At 41.5% G+C, this 18,056-nt stretch carries 16 protein-coding genes; 3 read left to right on the top strand and 13 right to left on the bottom strand.

Features of this window, described 5'->3' with window-relative positions; genetic code table 11:
* The first annotated feature begins 88 nt into the window (after window positions 1-88).
* The 3 genes from EEJ45_RS04550 (at window position 89) to EEJ45_RS04540 (ending at window position 4,303) form a co-directional block, all read left to right on the top strand.
* A complete protein-coding gene (locus EEJ45_RS04550) occupies window positions 89-1,792 on the top strand; it encodes an Rqc2 family fibronectin-binding protein (protein WP_124563613.1) in 1,704 nt (567 codons plus the stop codon).
* A gap of 394 nt (window positions 1,793-2,186) precedes the next feature.
* Window positions 2,187-3,575, top strand: a complete 1,389-nt coding sequence (locus EEJ45_RS04545) for a hypothetical protein (RefSeq protein ID WP_124563612.1) — start codon at window positions 2,187-2,189, stop codon at window positions 3,573-3,575.
* A 428-nt stretch (window positions 3,576-4,003) separates the two neighbouring features.
* A complete protein-coding gene (locus EEJ45_RS04540) occupies window positions 4,004-4,303 on the top strand; it encodes an ArsR/SmtB family transcription factor (protein ID WP_124563611.1) in 300 nt (99 codons plus the stop codon).
* 36 nt (window positions 4,304-4,339) lie between these two features.
* On the opposite strand, the gene pyrE is transcribed toward EEJ45_RS04540, so the two are convergent.
* From pyrE to EEJ45_RS04475, 13 genes are all read right to left on the bottom strand, one after another.
* On the bottom strand, window positions 4,340-4,966 hold the full coding sequence (gene pyrE / locus EEJ45_RS04535) for an orotate phosphoribosyltransferase (protein ID WP_124563610.1): 627 nt from the start codon (window positions 4,964-4,966) through the stop codon (window positions 4,340-4,342).
* Window positions 4,963-5,670, bottom strand: a complete 708-nt coding sequence (pyrF, locus tag EEJ45_RS04530) for an orotidine-5'-phosphate decarboxylase (RefSeq protein ID WP_124563609.1) — start codon at window positions 5,668-5,670, stop codon at window positions 4,963-4,965. The genes pyrE and pyrF overlap by 4 nt, the downstream gene beginning before the upstream one ends.
* Window positions 5,648-6,577 carry a dihydroorotate dehydrogenase gene (locus tag EEJ45_RS04525; RefSeq protein ID WP_124563608.1) on the bottom strand — a complete coding sequence of 310 codons (930 nt, stop codon included), beginning with the start codon at window positions 6,575-6,577 and terminating at the stop codon, window positions 5,648-5,650. Before EEJ45_RS04525 ends, pyrF begins: the two co-directional genes overlap by 23 nt.
* Complete coding sequence (locus EEJ45_RS04520) at window positions 6,574-7,347, bottom strand: dihydroorotate dehydrogenase electron transfer subunit (protein ID WP_124563607.1); 774 nt, start codon at window positions 7,345-7,347, stop codon at window positions 6,574-6,576. The genes EEJ45_RS04525 and EEJ45_RS04520 overlap by 4 nt, the downstream gene beginning before the upstream one ends.
* Window positions 7,344-10,553: a carbamoyl-phosphate synthase large subunit gene (gene carB / locus EEJ45_RS04515; RefSeq protein ID WP_124563606.1), complete on the bottom strand. Its 3,210-nt coding sequence runs from the start codon at window positions 10,551-10,553 to the stop codon at window positions 7,344-7,346. The genes EEJ45_RS04520 and carB overlap by 4 nt, the downstream gene beginning before the upstream one ends.
* Window positions 10,538-11,635, bottom strand: a complete 1,098-nt coding sequence (locus tag EEJ45_RS04510) for a carbamoyl phosphate synthase small subunit (RefSeq protein ID WP_124563808.1) — start codon at window positions 11,633-11,635, stop codon at window positions 10,538-10,540. The genes carB and EEJ45_RS04510 overlap by 16 nt, the downstream gene beginning before the upstream one ends.
* Complete coding sequence (locus EEJ45_RS04505) at window positions 11,632-12,915, bottom strand: dihydroorotase (protein ID WP_124563605.1); 1,284 nt, start codon at window positions 12,913-12,915, stop codon at window positions 11,632-11,634. The genes EEJ45_RS04510 and EEJ45_RS04505 overlap by 4 nt, the downstream gene beginning before the upstream one ends.
* On the bottom strand, window positions 12,899-13,804 hold the full coding sequence (locus tag EEJ45_RS04500) for an aspartate carbamoyltransferase catalytic subunit (protein WP_124563604.1): 906 nt from the start codon (window positions 13,802-13,804) through the stop codon (window positions 12,899-12,901). Before EEJ45_RS04500 ends, EEJ45_RS04505 begins: the two co-directional genes overlap by 17 nt.
* Window positions 13,805-13,954: 150 nt before the next feature.
* Window positions 13,955-15,238, bottom strand: coding sequence for a solute carrier family 23 protein (locus tag EEJ45_RS04495; RefSeq protein WP_124563603.1), 1,284 nt, complete (start codon window positions 15,236-15,238; stop codon window positions 13,955-13,957).
* A 115-nt stretch (window positions 15,239-15,353) separates the two neighbouring features.
* A complete protein-coding gene (gene pyrR, locus EEJ45_RS04490; protein WP_124563602.1) occupies window positions 15,354-15,890 on the bottom strand; it encodes a bifunctional pyr operon transcriptional regulator/uracil phosphoribosyltransferase PyrR in 537 nt (178 codons plus the stop codon).
* 177 nt (window positions 15,891-16,067) lie between these two features.
* Window positions 16,068-16,979 (bottom strand): RluA family pseudouridine synthase, encoded by a 912-nt coding sequence (locus tag EEJ45_RS04485; protein WP_124563601.1) that lies wholly within the window; start codon window positions 16,977-16,979, stop codon window positions 16,068-16,070.
* Between the two features lie 5 nt (window positions 16,980-16,984).
* On the bottom strand, window positions 16,985-17,440 hold the full coding sequence (lspA, locus tag EEJ45_RS04480) for a signal peptidase II (RefSeq protein ID WP_124563600.1): 456 nt from the start codon (window positions 17,438-17,440) through the stop codon (window positions 16,985-16,987).
* A 265-nt stretch (window positions 17,441-17,705) separates the two neighbouring features.
* Window positions 17,706-18,035 (bottom strand): TraR/DksA C4-type zinc finger protein, encoded by a 330-nt coding sequence (locus EEJ45_RS04475; RefSeq protein WP_124563599.1) that lies wholly within the window; start codon window positions 18,033-18,035, stop codon window positions 17,706-17,708.
* Between the last annotated feature and the right edge of the window lie 21 nt (window positions 18,036-18,056).

The raw sequence follows: 18,056 nt of genomic DNA, 5'->3' as shown, positions 1-18,056 counted from the left end.
AACTGTCAAAACTAATTTTTTAAAATGAACTACGATAACATAATGAGGGTCTTTATTCAAAGATATCCTTACGAGAAGGAGGAACATCATGGCTTTTGATGGACTATTTACAAGAGCACTTACCAAGGAAATACAGCCACTTACGTCTGGGCGAATTTCTAAAATATATCAACCATCTAAATATGAGGTGCTGCTGCACATTCGCGCACAAGGGAAGAATCAAAAGCTATTGCTGTCGGCGCACCCGTCCTATGCGCGCCTGCATCTCACTGAGCAGAGCTACACATCTCCTTCTGTTCCGCCTATGTTTTGCATGCTGCTTCGCAAGCATCTCGAAGGCGGTATTATTGAATGTGTGAAGCAAATTGAATTAGAGCGAATGGTACACATCACAGTAAGAAGCCGCAATGAAATTGGTGATGAATCAATTAAAACATTGATTATGGAAGTGATGGGGCGCCACAGCAACATCATTTTAACCGATGCGGATGGTGTAATTATCGACAGCATCAAGCATTTATCACCAGCAGTTAACCGACATCGCTCCGTTATGCCAGGTGCTATCTATGTCGCTCCGCCCGCGCAGCATAAACGCAATCCGTTAAGAATAGAAACAAAAGAAGAGTTTCTGATGCAGCTGGACTTTTTATCAGGAAAAATGGACAAACAGCTCGTGGATGGCTTCTCTGGGTTATCTCCGCTGCTGGCAAAAGAAATAACTGCAACGGCCAAGCTTATAAATGAAACAGCTTTATCTAATGCTTTCTTTTCCGTACTGGCAGATCTTAAAGAACACCGTTATCGCCCTGTAATGATCACGTCAGAAACAAAGGAACACTTTTATATGATTCCTCTTTCTCATATAAAAGGAGAGAGCAAATTTTTCACATCCATCAGCGCTCTTCTCGATCGCTTTTTCTTTGGAAAGGGTGAACGTGACCGCGTTAAGCAGCAGGCACATGATTTAGAAAAATTTATTGGCAACGAGCTTGCGAAAAATGAAAAGAAGTTACATAAGCTGACACAAACATTACAGGATGCTGGAAAAGCCGAGCAATATCAATTATACGGTGAGTTGCTAACAGCTAATATGTATGCGATTAAAAAAGGAGATGCAGAAGCAACTGTCATTAACTATTACGATGAAAACGGTGCGACAATCACAATTACTCTTAACCCGTTAAAAACGCCGTCCGAAAATGCGCAAAGTTATTTTTCTAAATACCAGAAAGCTAAAAACTCAGTTGCCATTGTCGAGGAGCAAATTGAAAAAACAAAGCAAGAAATCTTTTATTTTGAAGGCTTGATGCAACAAATGGAATCTGCTTCGCAAAAAGACATTGAAGAAATTCGCGAGGAACTGATCGAAGAAGGCTACATGCGATCACGTATAAAAACGCAGAAGAAAACAAAGCCTACAAAACCCGTCCTAGACCGCTACGAATCCAGCGATGGGACAGAAATTTTAGTCGGCAAAAATAATAAACAAAATGATTACCTCACCAACAAGCTCGCCAAGCGAGATGAATTTTGGCTTCACACAAAAGATATCCCAGGCTCACATGTTGTCATTCGCTCGGTAGAACCAAGTGAGCAAACCCTAAAAGAAGCAGCAATTCTCGCTGCCTACTTTAGTAAAGCAAAAAACTCCAGCTCTGTTCCCGTCGATTTCACGAAAATTCGCAACGTAAAAAAACCGAGTGGCGCTAAACTAGGATTTGTGACGTACGATCAGCAAAAGACTCTATACGTGACACCTGATGAGGATTTGGTAATGAAGCTAAAATGTTAAAACATACATGCATATTATCATTTACTTAATTTTTTATTTGATACAACAGAAATACATGCGTTGGAAACAGTTAATCAAACATTAGAGGGAACTGACTGAGTTACACTCTTTAAAAAGAATGGGTTCTCGGCAGATGATATGTTAGTCTTATAGAACAAACAAAAGTCCATGTTATAATCTTAAAATCCTTATTTTAAGACCTTACAAAATAGCTCAATGGCAACGCACTTAATTATAAGAGTGCCATTGAGCTATTCTCTATCTTTGAGTCGTATTTTTAAAATGCTGTTTTTTCTAGTATTTACATACGTCGAAATTTGTATTTACTTACCTACGCACCATCCCCACCCTCGCCCATATCCTATAGCACACTATACTAAAGGATGTGATTGTTATGGGCATCGAACTAACTGTACTTCACTGGCTATACGTTTTCTTTCTACTTTCCATCATCGGTTGCTTTCTTTTCCGCAAAGATACCACCCTGGTTTCTATTGTAATGATTTTTATTCTTGCGCTTGTGGCGACCGGCTCTGTGAGTCTCGCTGTCGCCGGCATTTTCAATAGCTTTATTTATGCGATTACAGAATTACTTCCTACTATTTTAATCATCTCCGTCATCGTTTCCATGAGCAACTTACTCATTCGAACCGGTATTAATGATGTGATGATTTCACCATTTGCTGGCCTCATTCGTACACCAACGCTTGCCTATTGGGTAACCGGCTTATTAATGATGGTTATTTCTCTCTTCTTCTGGCCTTCTCCTGCCGTAGCGCTTATGGGGGCAGTACTTCTACCTGTCGCTCTTCGTGTCGGCTTGCCTGCAATCGGGGTAGCGATGGCGATGAACTTATTTGGTCACGGTATTGCTCTTTCTGGAGACTTTGTGATTCAAGGTGCGCCAAAGCTGACGGCGGATGCAGCAGGTATTCCTGTTGCGGATGTAGTTGCTGCCAGTGTTCCCCTTGTTATTGTAATGGGAATTGTAACAACACTTACTGCTTTTTTCTTTCTGCGTCGCGATATGAAAAACGGTACATTAGGCCCTCCTTCGTATACAGATATTACTAACGAGTCGCAACTACCAGTGCTTTTATCGACTGCTTGGAAACGTATTTTAGCCATTTTTATTCCTGTTTTATATGCACTTGATATTTATCTCATGGTTCACTTCAATCTACAAGGTGGTGATGCCACTGCACTGATTGGTGGCACCACAATTGCCATCATGCTAATCATTATGCTTCTTGCTTATAAAGGAGCAGCGCTTGAAAAAACAACAAGTTATTTAATTGAAGGCTTACAATTTGGCTTTAAAATCTTTGGTCCGGTTATTCCGATTGCTGCTTTATTTTACCTAGGAGATAGCGGATTCCCAAAAATTATTGGGGAATATTTACCTAAAGGCTCGAATGGAATTATCAACGACCTAGGTGTTGCTCTCTCCCATGCGATGCCAATCAATGAAAATGTAGCAGCCGTCACATTAACCACAATTGGTGCAATTACAGGTCTTGATGGCTCCGGTTTTTCTGGTATTTCGTTAGTTGGATCTATTGCCAACTTATTTGCAACAGCTATCGGTCACGGCGTTGCCACATTGACGGCACTCGGGCAAGTGGCTGCCATTTGGGTAGGCGGTGGAACTCTCATTCCATGGGCACTTATTCCAGCAGCAGCGATTTGTAAAGTAGATCCTTTTGATCTTGCCCGTCGCAATTTTCTGCCGGTTATGATTGGATTGCTCGTAACTACTGTGGTTGCAATGTTTCTTATTTAATTTAGCGACACACCGCAAATCTTCAAAAGGCATCGTCTATACCATATAGACGATGCCCCTTTGCTTAAGGAGATTTTTTCTGCTGTAAATATCCAACCACACTACTAACACCAACATACCGCCTTTGACGATGTACTGCTAGTACGTCTTTATTCCCATAAGAGACATACCGTTATCAATTGATGTCATTACAAGCGTGTCGATTACATACTCATACTACTTAAAATAGAGGTTTCTAAGCTAAAAGAATAATATTTTTCCATTAAGATGGATTTTTTATTACAAAAATGTTACGTGTTTCATTTAAAAATACTCTTTGTAAAAATACTGTAATATCTTTTAAAAGTATTTTAATCTAATATTATAGATATTTGTTATACAATAAGAGCATATAGAGAGAAACAAAGATTTGAAAGGGGCATGTCGTAATGCAAAAAGAAAAAACAGTAGATAGTCAAGAATATGTAGAGGGAGCTGAGTTTTTAAAAGTTACAGCTCACCAAGTACGTTTGGGCTTATTGAATTTCCTTCTTGAAAATGGTCCAACTAACGTAACTACTTTATATCAAGAATTTGAAATGCCGCAAAGTACAATTAGTCAACATTTAGCGAAACTAAAACAAGCGCGCATCATCAGAGGAAACCGTAAAGGTCTAGAAATTTACTACCACTTCTTTGATGAAACTATGCAAAGCAGAATGAAGACTATTTTAAAAACAATTGCATAATCAATAAAAAAACCTGTCTGTGACAGGTTTTTTTATTTATACAAGAGCCCATTCCGATGGATTTTGTCTCCACTCTTGCAGTTTTTGAATATCTTCGCTAGAAATAATTCCTTTGTCAGCTGCCACTTCCACTAGCGTAGAATAATCACTAAGTGTATGAGATTGTATCTTTGCACTGTTAAGCAGCTGCTTCCCCTTATCCAATTCATATGTAAAGATAGCTACTACGCCTAGTACTTCACAACCAGCTTCACGCAGGGCCTCCACACATGTAATTGCGCTACCTCCAGTAGAAATTAAATCTTCTACTACAACAACTTTTTGTCCCTCTGTTACCTTACCTTCAATTTGATTGCTTTTGCCGTGGCTTTTCGCTTTACTACGCACATAGCACATCGGCTTATCTAAAATATCGCTTACCCATGCCGCATGTGCGATACCTGCTGTGGCTGTTCCAGCGATCATGTCCGCTTCAGGGAAGTGTGTTTCAATTAGTTCAGTCAAACCTTTGGCGATTGCTTTTCTCACGTGCGGATAAGACAATGTCAAACGATTGTCACAGTAAATAGGTGACTTGATGCCTGATGACCATGTGAACGGATTGTTAGGCTGTAAAAATACAGCTCCTATTTCCAATAGATGTGAAGCGATTTGTTGTTTCATACTCGCTGTCCCTCCCATTCTTGTTTTACCATTTGGTATGCTTGATACGGATATTCAGCTTTCGTAATGCTTCTGCCGACCACAATATAGTCAGAGCCTAGTTCTCGAGCACGCGCAGGTGTCGCCACGCGTACTTGGTCTTGTGTATCATCAGAAAGCATGCGAATTCCTGGGGTAACAGTGACAAAGTCTTGTCCACAATGTTCTTTAAGCATTGGAACTTCTAATGTTGAACATACAACGCCATCCAAACCGCTTTCTTTAGCCAGTTTCGCATAATGCGAAACTGTATCTATAAGCGATTTTTCAATCCAAAGCTCACGGTTCATCATTTCTTCTGATGTGCTTGTGAGCTGTGTTACTGCGATGCAAAGCGGGCGCTTCTTTCCTTGGGTGCCTTCCTGTAACCCTTCCAGCGCTGCTTTCATCATCGCTATCCCACCAGCAGCATGCACATTTACCATATCAACACCTAAATCCGCTAAGCTGCGCATCGCACTTTTTACCGTATTAGGGATATCATGTAGCTTCAAATCAAGAAACACATCATGTCCCTTTTCTTTCAGATCAGCAATAATGGAAGGACCTTCTTTATAAAAGAGCTCCATGCCGACTTTCACATATAGCCTTTCCTCACCAAAATGGTATAAAAAGCGTTCTACTTCCTGTTTATTCGGAAAATCAAGCGCGACTATAAGCGGCATGCCTCCAGCTCCTTCCATGACATTCTGAAATATGTTCAAATCCTAGCTTTTTCAATACATTAGGCAATTCTTCAATAATAGTTGGGCACACAAACGGGTCGATGAAGTTCGCTGTTCCGACAGCTACCGCGCTCGCTCCTGCATAGAAAAATTCCACTACATCCTCCGCTGTTTCAATACCGCCCATACCGATAATCGGAATGCTGACTGCTTGACTTACTTCATAGATCATACGAAGAGCAACTGGCTTAATCGCGGGACCGGATAAGCCTCCTGTCCGATTTGCTAGAATTGGTTTGCCCGTTTTCAGATCTAGACGCATGCCGAGCAGCGTGTTAATCATCGTTAACCCGTCCGCACCAGCGTTTTCAATTGCTTTTGCAATTTCTACAATGTTTGCGACATTGGGAGAAAGCTTCACATATACAGGCACTTCAGAAACCTCTTTTACCTGCCTTGTTAAATCCGCTGCGATCTCAGGTACGGTTCCGAAAGCAATACCGCCTGTTTTCACATTTGGACATGAAATATTAAGCTCAAGCGCATGGACGTTCGGCGCTTTTGAAATTTCTTTTGCTACAGCTACATAATCTTCAGCCTGGGAACCAGCAACATTAGCAATGATGGGAACATCGAATTGTTCTAGCCAAGGAAGCTCTTCGTTCATCACCTGATGAAGCCCCGGATTTTGCAGGCCGATGGCATTGAGCATCCCTGCCGCAGTCTCGGCCACACGCGGTGTCGGATTTCCGAAGCGAGGCTCTGTCGTTGTCGCCTTAATCATGATGGAGCCAAGTACACTCAGATCATACACGTTAGCGAATTCCCTACCAAAGCCGAAGCAGCCGGATGCCGGCATGATTGGATTTTTTAATGCTAACCCAGGTAACTTCACTTCCAAGCTCATAGAACAACCTCCCCTATCTTAAATACCGGACCGTCGCTGCAAATCTTTTTATAGGAATGTCCCCCCGCTGGTGTCTCACATACACATGCGAAGCAAGCTCCGATACCGCAGCCCATTCTTTCTTCCAATGAAATATATGCCTTATGACCATCGTATTGCTGTGCGAGCGCCTGTAGCATCGGCGTTGGACCACAAGCATACAATATGTCAAAAGAAATGCCGTACTGTTTTATCACATCCGTTACAAACCCCTTTGTTCCGTAAGTACCATCGGCAGTAGCAATATAGGTTTCTCCCAATTCCGCAAACTTCTCTTCGTAAAACACGGCATTCTCGCTTTGAAATCCTAAAACATGGATAACACGCACACCTTTTGCAACAAGTCTTTGTGACAATTCATATAGTGGAGGTACACCGATTCCCCCCCCTACCAAACAGGCTACTTGTCCAGCTTCGGCTTCTTCAACTGGAAATCCATTCCCCAAAGGTCCCAGTACATCAATCTCACTTCCCGCACTTTGCCTAGCAAGCAGCTTTGTTCCTTGTCCCTCAGCACGGTACAACATCGTAAATTCTTGTTTCTCTCTATTGATGTTGCAAATGCTGATTGGACGGCGCAGAAGAGGGGAGTTCCCCTCTGCCGTCTTGATGTGCACGAATTGTCCTGGTTCATTCATTTCTTCTACAAGCTTACCCTTCAGTACGAGCTCATAGATGCTCTGCGCGATTTCTCGTTGACTAACAACCTTCATCATTTCCTTTTTGATCATGAGTAGACCACCTCATGGCGTGGAATTTCTTTCATTTCCACCGCTGAGAATGTCATAGACTCCAGCACTCGTAAGATTGCCTTTGTTGTATCTAATGAAGTTAAGCAAGCCACTCCGTTTTCTACAGATTCACGTCGGATGCGGAAGCCGTCACGTGCTGGTTGTTTGCCTTTCGTCAATGTGTTAATTACAAATTGTGCTTTGCCTTGACGAATGATATCCAGCAAATTATAATCCTCAGAATCGATTTTATTTACGATTTGTACTGGAACGCCATTTTGCATTAACAGCTTTGCAGTGCCATCTGTCGCTAAAATGTTATATCCGATTTCATGGAATCTTCTTGCGATTTCTATAGCTTCTTCCTTGTCCTTGTCAGCAACTGTAACAATGACAGATCCGTGTGTCGGAATATTAATGCCTGATGCGACAAGACCTTTATACAACGCTTTTTCAAGTGTTAAGTCTTTACCCATTACTTCACCTGTGGACTTCATTTCCGGTCCTAATGTTGTATCCACAGAGCGAAGCTTCGCGAAGGAGAAAACGGGTGCTTTTACATATACTTCTTTGCACTCTGGATGATATCCTGTTCCGTAGCCTAATCCTTCAAGTGTAGCTCCAAGAATAACTTTAGTTGCTAGATTTGCCATTGGTACACCTGTAATTTTACTCAAGAATGGAACGGTACGACTTGAGCGAGGATTCACCTCTAGTACATATACATCATCTTTGTACACAACGAATTGAATATTTAGCAGCCCAACAATCTTTAGCCCTTTTGCTAAGGAGATTGTGTGTTCAATGATTTTGTTTTTGATTGTTTGCGATAGGCTTTGTGTAGGATACACTGCAATGGAGTCTCCCGAGTGAACACCTGCGCGCTCAATGTGCTCCATAATGCCTGGAATATACACATCTTTGCCGTCCGAAATCGCATCTACTTCGATTTCTTTTCCTACCATATAGCGATCAATCAACACTGGATGCTTAGCATGAACCTTTACAGCATTTTTCATATAATGTAGCAATTCGTTTTCATGATATACAATTTCCATTGCACGCCCGCCGAGTACATAAGAAGGCCTTACTAATACCGGATAGCCAATGCTATCTGCAATGATGACTGCTTCTTCCACAGTTGTTGCTGTTTTACCAACCGGCTGCGGAACACCAAGTGCAGTCAGAGTTGCTTCAAATTTGTCACGATCTTCAGCACGATCTAGATCTTCTAAAGACGTTCCTAAAATCTTGACTCCGCGCGCTTCTAGATGAGCAGCCAAGTTGATTGCCGTTTGTCCACCGAATTGAACAATAACACCTTCTGGATTTTCAAGGTCGATAATATGCATAACATCTTCTATTGTCAGAGGCTCGAAGTAAAGCTTATCAGAGATACTAAAATCTGTAGAAACCGTTTCAGGGTTGTTATTGATAATAATCGCTTCATATCCTGCTTCTTTAATCGCCCAAACAGAATGCACTGTTGCGTAATCAAACTCAATACCTTGCCCAATTCGGATTGGACCCGAACCTAATACGATAACGCTTTTGCGATTTGTCACGATGGATTCATTTTCTTCTTCATATGTGCTGTAGTAGTATGGCGTTGCCGATTCGAACTCTGCCGCACACGTATCTACCATTTTATATACAGGTACAATTTGTTCTAATTTACGTGTTTCATAGATTTCTAGCTCACTCATACCCCAAGCTTTGGAAATGTAACGATCACTGAAGCCCATTTTCTTCGCAGCTTCCAACGTCTCCATGCAACCTTTGTTTTCAGCCAAGCGTTGTTCCATGCGAATGATGTTCTCGATTTTTTGCAGGAAGAAGAAGTCCATTTTACTCCAAGCATTGATCTCCTCTTTTGTAATACCTTGTCGTAATGCTTCCGCCACAACGAACAACCGCTCATCATCGGCTTTGGCAATTCGCTTCTCCATAGTTTCTTTATCTAATGCCTTCAGGTGTTCCATTTCTAGATGGTAGACCCCTAGCTCAAGTGAACGTACTGCTTTTAAAAGTGATTCTTCTAAATTACGCCCAATCGCCATAACTTCTCCCGTTGCCTTCATTTGCGTACCTAGAGAGCGATTCGCCGATTCGAACTTGTCAAACGGCCAACGTGGGATTTTGGATACAACATAGTCAAGTGCCGGTTCAAAACATGCATATGTTTTTTTCGTAACTGGATTTACAATTTCATCAAGTGTTAAACCTACTGCAATTTTCGCAGCCAATTTTGCAATTGGATATCCTGTAGCTTTAGATGCTAAAGCTGAGGAGCGGCTGACACGAGGGTTGACTTCAATTACGTAGTATTGGAAGCTATCTGTGTCAAGCGCCAGCTGTACGTTACAGCCACCTTCAATCCCTAACGCACGGATGATTTTTAATGATGTATTACGCAGCATTTGATACTCGCGGTCGCTTAATGTTTGACTTGGCGCCACAACAATGGAGTCTCCTGTATGCACACCCACTGGATCGATGTTTTCCATATTACATACAACAATCGCATTATCATTACTATCTCGCATTACTTCATATTCAATTTCCTTAAAGCCCGCGATACTTTTCTCAAGCAAGCACTGCGTCACAGGGCTATGCTTCAAGCCGCTTGATACAATCTCCACCAACTCTTCTTCATTGTGGCAAATACCTCCGCCTGTTCCACCTAACGTAAAAGCTGGGCGAACGATGACTGGATATCCGATCTTATCAACGAACGTATACGCTTCCTCTAGTGTATGGATGATGACACTCTCAGGAATTGGTTCGTTTAACTCTTGCATAAGTGTACGGAACAAGTCGCGATCTTCTGCGCGTTCAATTGCTGAAAGTTTTGTTCCTAAAATTTCTGTACCGCACTCTTCCAAAACACCTGATTTTGCTAATTCAACAGCCATGTTTAGAGCTGTTTGTCCGCCCAAAGTTGGAAGAATTGCATCCGGACGCTCTTTACGGATGATGCGACTCACAAATTCCAAGGTAAGCGGTTCAATATATACTTTATCAGCCGTCGCTGTATCTGTCATGATTGTCGCTGGGTTCGAGTTAACAAGAATAACTTTGTAGCCTTCTTCTTTCAAAGCCTGGCATGCTTGTGTTCCGGAATAATCAAACTCCGCAGCTTGCCCAATGACAATAGGTCCCGATCCGATTACTAAAATGGTGTTAATATCTAGGCGTTTTGGCATAGTACTTCCCCTTCTTTCTGACAATTTTCAATCATAGTTAAAAACTGATTAAATAATCCGTTTGCGTCTTCTGGGCCTGGTGAAGCTTCAGGATGATATTGCACTGTGAATGCCGGCATTGTTTTATGACGTAGACCTTCTACCGTGCCATCATTAAGCGCGATATGTGTAATTTCAAGCGATGTATCTACAATGGAGGATTCTTCTACTGTGTAACCGTGATTTTGTGCAGTGATGGCTACTTTTCCTGTTTCCAAATGCTTGACAGGATGGTTAGAGCCGCGATGGCCGAATTTCAACTTAACTGTATTCGCACCACAGGCAAGGGCAAACAGCTGATGCCCTAAACAAATACCGAACAATGGAATTTTTCCGAGAACCCCTTGAATCATTTCAATTGCTTCTGGCACATCTTTCGGATCTCCAGGTCCGTTACTTAGCATAATGCCATCTGGATTTAAACGTAATATTTCTTCTGCTGTTGTATGGTAAGGTACTACAATGACATCGCAGCCTCGGTTGTTCAACTCGCGCAAAATGCCATGCTTCATTCCAAAGTCAACAAGAACAACTCGGTAGCCACGTCCTGGACTCGGGTAAGGGTCTTTCGTTGATACGCGCTTTACATGGTCTTTGAATACAGTCGCCTTCAATTGACTTACCGTTTCCTCAATATCCGTGTCCATACCGCACAAACGTCCCTTTAATGCACCATGCTCCCTGATTAGACGAGTAAGCTTTCTTGTATCAATGCCTGATAAACCTGGAATGTTGCGCTCTTTTAAATATGTATCAAGCGCCAGCTCGTTTCGGAAATTTGATGGATGATTACAAATTTCTTTTACAATTAACCCATGAATGAATGGATTGATTGATTCAAAATCATCTCGATTAATACCATAATTTCCAATCAATGGATATGTGAGTGTGACAATTTGGCTACAGTAGGAAGGGTCTGACAAAATCTCTTGATATCCGGTCATTCCTGTATTAAATACCACTTCCCCTGATTTATCTATTTCTCCTCCGAATGCCTGCCCTACAAATACTGTTCCATCTTCTAAAATAAGCTGTCGTTTCATGCGAATACACTCTCCTTCTGCCATACAATCTTACCTTCTAGTAATGTCATAACCGGCCATCCCTTGCATTTCCAGCCTGCAAACGGTGTGTTCTTTCCTTTAGATGCAAATTTTTCCGGATCAATTTCTTGCTCTGTATTTAAATCAATAATAGTTAGATCGGCAACCTTACCTACTGTAAGCCCGCTTTCTAAGCCAAAAATTTGCGCAGGTCTTTCAGTGAGCAGCCTAATCAGTTGCTGCAGTGTCAAAATCTCTGTTTCTACAAAGTGTGTATATAGAAGTGGAAATGCCGTCTCTAGCCCTACGATGCCAAATGGCGCGCGCTGCATCCCCATGCTCTTTTCTTCTGCTGTATGTGGTGCATGGTCTGTTGCAATCATGTCGATTGTGCCATCCAATAGCCCTTCAATCAATGCAGCCCTATCGCTGATACTGCGCAGAGGCGGATTCATTTTAAAGTTTGTATCAAACGCCGGAATATCCTCATCGCATAACAATAAATGATGTGGTGTTACCTCCGCTGTTACCCGGATTCCTGCTCGCTTTGCATCCCGTACAACGCGAACCGATTCTTTCGTACTAATATGACATACATGGTAGTGACACTGCGCCGCTTCAGCTAGTAGAACATCCCGTGCAATATGCACAGACTCACAAACAGAAGGAATACCATGTAAACCATTGGCTGCGGAAAAGCTTCCTTCATGTACACACCCTTTATTAATTAATGTATTATCTTCGCAATGCGCTACAATTGGCATGCTTAGCTTAGCTGCTTGTTTCATTGCCGCTAGCATCATTCCTGCAGACTGTACACCTACGCCATCATCAGTAAAGGCAAATGCGCCTAAGCGTTTCAGTTCTTCAAAATTCGTTAGTTCATTACCCGCCTGCCTTGTTGTAATTGCTGCGTATGGAAGCACGCGTACATGTGCTGTTTCTGCAATCTTTTTTTGTAAACTCTCCATATGCTCAGTTGAATCTGGCACAGGTTTTGTATTCGGCATGGCACAAATGGTAGTAAAACCACCTTTGGCTGCGGCAAGCGTTCCTGTCGCAATCGTTTCTTTATGCTCACCGCCCGGTTCACGTAGATGCACATGCACATCAATGAATCCTGGTGTAATTAATTTCCCAGCAAGGTCTATTGTCTCGGTGATATCAGCCTGTAAACTTGCACCTACAGCAGCAATTTTTCCATTCTTAATCAGGATATCACCTGACTCTATCTCACCATTCTCATTGATATATCGCCCGTTTTTAAACAAGTAATTCATGTGCAACTCCTCCTAATATATTGGATAAAGCCCGCTTTAATACTGCCATTCTCACATATACCCCATTTTCCATCTGCTTGAAGATACGAGATCGCTCACATTCAATCAATTCATCTGCGATTTCAACACCTCGGTTAATGGGAGCTGGATGCATAATGATACTCCCTGGCTTCATACGTTGTTCACGTTCTTTTGTTAAACCGTATTTCTCTAAATATCCCATGATTTCCGCTTTTCGATCATGACGCTCATGTTGTACACGCAATAACATAACAACATCCGCTTGTGGCAATAGTTCATCTAGAGAAGCAAAGCAACCTCCCATGCTTGTATCCTTCCATTGCTCCGGCCCTGCAAAATCCACATGTGCGCCTAGCTTTCTAAGTGCTTGCGCGTTAGACCTCGCAACGCGGCTATGACGTACATCACCGGCAATGACAATTCGCAAACTTTCAAATCTATGAAACTCCTGTTGAATTGTTAGTAAATCCAGCAAGCTTTGTGTTGGATGGTTGCCGCACCCATCCCCCGCATTTAGAATTGGAATACTCACTCTATCCTTCAGCTTTTCAAAATACTGATCTTGTGGATGACGGATAACAACCGCTTTTGTTCCGATGGCTTCTAATGTTTTCACTGTATCGTACAAAGTTTCCCCTTTTTGTACGCTCGAGGATTCTGCTGCAAAGTTTAGCACTTCAAGTCCAAGCCTCTTTTCAGCCACCTCAAAGCTAAATCTTGTTCGCGTGCTGTTTTCAAAAAACAGATTTGCAACAAAAATTTGTTCCTTCGCCTTTAGTTGCTTTCCATTAGCAAAATCTTGTGCATCTTGCAGAATGTTTAAAATCTCTCGTTCTGTTAGCTCTGCCATCGTTAACAAGTGATTCATCTTAATCCCCCATCCCTGTATTTCATTGTAACATTTTTGAATTTTTATAACAATATTTGAATAAAAATACCCCAACCTTTCAGGTTGGGGTGCAAAATCATTTTGATTTTTACACCCTTATAAGCCTCTCTGTGCTTATTTAAAAGGTGACTATGATACTTTCTTTTGCATGTGTACTTTTTCTTCTTTCTGCTTTGGCAACACCAAATTCAGAATCACACCGATGATAGCAGCGAGCGCCATTCCTTCAACTTCAAAGGACTTTCCAACATGAAGAACCGCGCCACCAATACCTATAACTAGAATTACAGAAGCAATAATTAAGTTGCGCTTGTCACCAAGGTCAATTTTATCTTCTACCATCATGCGCAATCCGCTTGCTGCAATAACACCGAACAACAAGATACTGATGCCTCCCATAACAGCTGTCGGAATTGAACTGATCAGTGCAGAGATTTTGCCGATAAAACCAAACAGAATGGCCATAGTTGCTGCACCTACGAATATATATACACTGTATGCTCTCGTAATAGCTAGGACACCGATATTCTCTCCATATGTGACACTTGGTGGGCCACCAAGCAGTGCCGCTACCATCGTTGCCGCTCCATCACCTAACAAAGAGCGATGTAAACCTGGTTTTTCAAATAAATCTCTTTCAATAACATTTCCTAGTACCACTTGGTGACCAATGTGTTCTGAGATGGTTACAATTGCAATTGGAACCATTAAGAGAACAAGTTGCATCGTCACAGAAGGTGTATAAGTTACGAATGGAATTGTGAACTCCGGAATCGTGAACCATTTTGCTTCAGCGACCGGCTTTAAGTTTACTAGCCCTTGGGAATAGGCAAAGATATAACCACCGATAATACCAATTAGTACTGGTACGATACTAAAAAATCCTCTTGCAAAAATGGAGCAGACAATTGTTATTGTCAGTGTAACAAGAGCAACCGTGAAGTTTGTTATGCTATATTTCCCTTCGGCATCATTCATAGCCATGCTGACTGCTGTACTTGCAAGTGCCAAACCAATGACCATAACTACCGGTCCCACTACGATTGGTGGTAACATTTTCATGACCCAGCCTGATCCAGTTTTTTTAATTATAATTGCTACGACCGCATACACAAGTCCTGCCAAGAAGCTTCCTACCATTGCAGTTCCTGGTCCTCCAGCAGCTTTGGCAGCGATAATCGGCGCGATGAAAGCAAACGATGAACCTAGGTAGGATGGCATTTGTCCTTTGGTAATGATTAAAAACGTAAGCGTTCCAATTCCGCTTGTAATAAGCGCGACAGCCGGATTTAAACCGGTTAAAAATGGCACAAGAACAGTGGCACCAAACATTGCGAATAAGTGTTGTATACTAAGAAGTAACCATTGTCCCGGCTTTGGTATTTCATGAACATCTAGTACTGGTTTCATCATTTTTCCTCCTCTAATAAAAAAACTCTTTGTGCGCTGCACAAAGAGTCCTGCCCCCAAAAGCATAGGGAAACATGACCCTTTGTCAGTCTCACGGGACTGCCTTTAAAAGGGCTTTTTATCGCTTAAATATACTTACCTTATCTTCTTTATCTACTTCAGCTAACGCCACTACAATGCGTTCTTCGCTTGACGTGGGGATATTTTTTCCGACATAGTCTGCACGAATCGGCAATTCGCGGTGTCCACGATCCACCAATACAGCAAGTTGAATTTGTGACGGCCTACCAATATCAACGAGTGCATCCATCGCAGCTCGTACTGTTCTACCTGTATATAACACATCATCAACCAAGATTACTTTTTTATTCGTAATATCTACCGGTATATCTGATCCTTTTACAAGTGGATCAGAGTCCTTTAATGTTAAGTCGTCTCGATACAATGTAATATCTAGCTCGCCCACCGGAATTGCAGTTCCTTCAATTTGCTGAATTCGCTCCGCCAAGCGCTGTGCTACAAAAAGTCCTCTTGTTTTAATACCAACGAGCACACAATTCTCTACACCTTTGTTTCGCTCTACAATCTCATGGCTGACTCGTGTCAATGCACGACGAATCATTTGTTCATCCAATACAACTGCTTTTGCTTCCATATTATTCACCTCCAAAGCTTTAACACAGAAAAAGTCCTCTCACCATGTGCGAGAGGACTTTTTAGGAAATGGGTACAAAAATACCTATTTTCCAAACCGTTTCCTTCTCAACCTCACAGGGCTGTGTTAAAGGATCTTATTTAACTGTTGTTATTATTGCAAAGTTTTTCTTGTAAGTCAAGACTGTCTGCGCAATTTCTCCAAAGTTTCTTCAAATTCTTGCGGTAATGGAGCTTCAAATTCTAAATATTCTCCTGTTCTTGGATGAACAAAACCCAGAATTCCTGCATGTAATGCCTGACCATTCAGATCTAGTGTTTTTTTCGGGCCGTATTTAGGATCACCCGCTAATGGATAACCAATATACTTCATATGAACACGAATTTGATGAGTACGTCCCGTCTCAAGTTGACATTCCACAAACGTAAAATCTGTAAAACGCTCTAATACATGGAAATGCGTAACCGCATGCTTTCCATTTTCCTCTACAGTCATGCTTTGACGATCGTGTTTATCGCGACCAATTGGTGCATCAATTGTACCTGTATCATGTGGAATAACTCCATGCACAATGGCTTTATAACGTCTTGTTACCGTTTTGGCAACAAGCTGATTTACAAGTGATTCATGCGCCATATCATTTTTAGCCACCATAAGGAGACCTGACGTATCTTTATCGATTCGGTGGACAATACCAGGACGCATCACACCATTAATACCTGACAAATCCTTACAATGTGCCATTAAACCGTTCACAAGTGTTCCTGTTGTATGACCGGGTGCCGGATGCACCACCATACCACTTGGCTTATTTACAACAAGCACATCTTGATCTTCATAATAGATATCTAAATTCATTTCCTCAGGTATAACATCTAAGGGCTCAGCTTCCGGTACTACAACTGTGATTTCATCTCCTGCCTTAGTTTTGTAATTGCCTTTTACACCTTGGCCATTAACTGTGACAGCTCCGTCTTTAATCCATTGTTGCACTTGAGAGCGAGACCATTCGTTGTTTACTTCTGCAAGAACCTTGTCCAATCGCTCGCCTCTTTGTTCTTCTGTTACCTGCAATACAATATACTCCATACAACCTACTCCTTTTTCTTCCCTTCCAATAGCGTTTGAATAAACAAAAGCGCTACACCAATACACAATGCGGAATCTGCGACATTAAAGACCGGGAAGTTATAAGAGAAGATATACGTATGAATAAAATCCACAACTTCTTTATGTATTACCCGATCAATAAAATTACCAATGGCTCCGCCTAAAATAAGACCTAACGCCACACCCAACAACTTGTCTGTTTTTGCGTATTTTTGCATATAGTAAATTACAGCAATGACAAACACAACTGTAATTACGTAGAAAAACCACATTTGGTTTTGCAAAATACCCCAAGCAGCTCCGCGATTTCGATGCGACGTTATGTACAAAACATCATGAATAACGGGAATACTCTCGCCCAGTTCCATGTTTTTTAAGACAATCCACTTTGATACTTGATCAATAAGAATTACAATTAACGAAATCGCATAATAAATCATATTTTTCCCCCACATAGACAGTGTACCTCAAAATTTTAGCACAGCTGCGATATTTTCACAACGAAGGGGAGAAACCGGTACATAAATTATAAGAAAAGGTATAATATAAATAAGTAAAAGTAGCTGCCTTAAATATACTAAAAGCAAAATATACATAAAGCCCCTCTATATGACATAGAGTTGCTTTATGTATATTCACCTTCGCAGTATCTATTTTTATCTTGTTCCAAAAAATATTAGCTTTTTTATCTATATCCCATATATATCATACCGTTAAGCGTTCATAAGAAAATTCATATATGGTACGTGCTGTAGGCATAATATGAAGTTGTTCAATAGAGATTATATTATGCGTATCCTCACATATACCATATATACCTAAATCCATTTTGGCCAGGGCGTGTTCCACATCCTTTAAATCAGCTTGTATATGATGCAGAACTGTCTTTTTCTTACGCTCTTCTTCCCTCACAACACTAAATAGCTCTTCACTCACTTCTATATAATAGGAGGCCTTCTCTTTTTGCAGACGCGACCGTAATTCTTCGCGTATTAATTCCAACTCTTTTCTGATGTCATCATAAGCTGCATTCACACTGAAATCCCCCCGTCTTCT

The organism is Ectobacillus antri (genome assembly GCF_003852715.1).
Taxonomy (GTDB): Bacteria; Bacillota; Bacilli; order Bacillales; family Bacillaceae_G; genus Ectobacillus; species Ectobacillus antri.
Note: the sequence above shows the minus strand (reverse complement) of the source record. Positions and strands in the feature narration are given on the sequence as shown.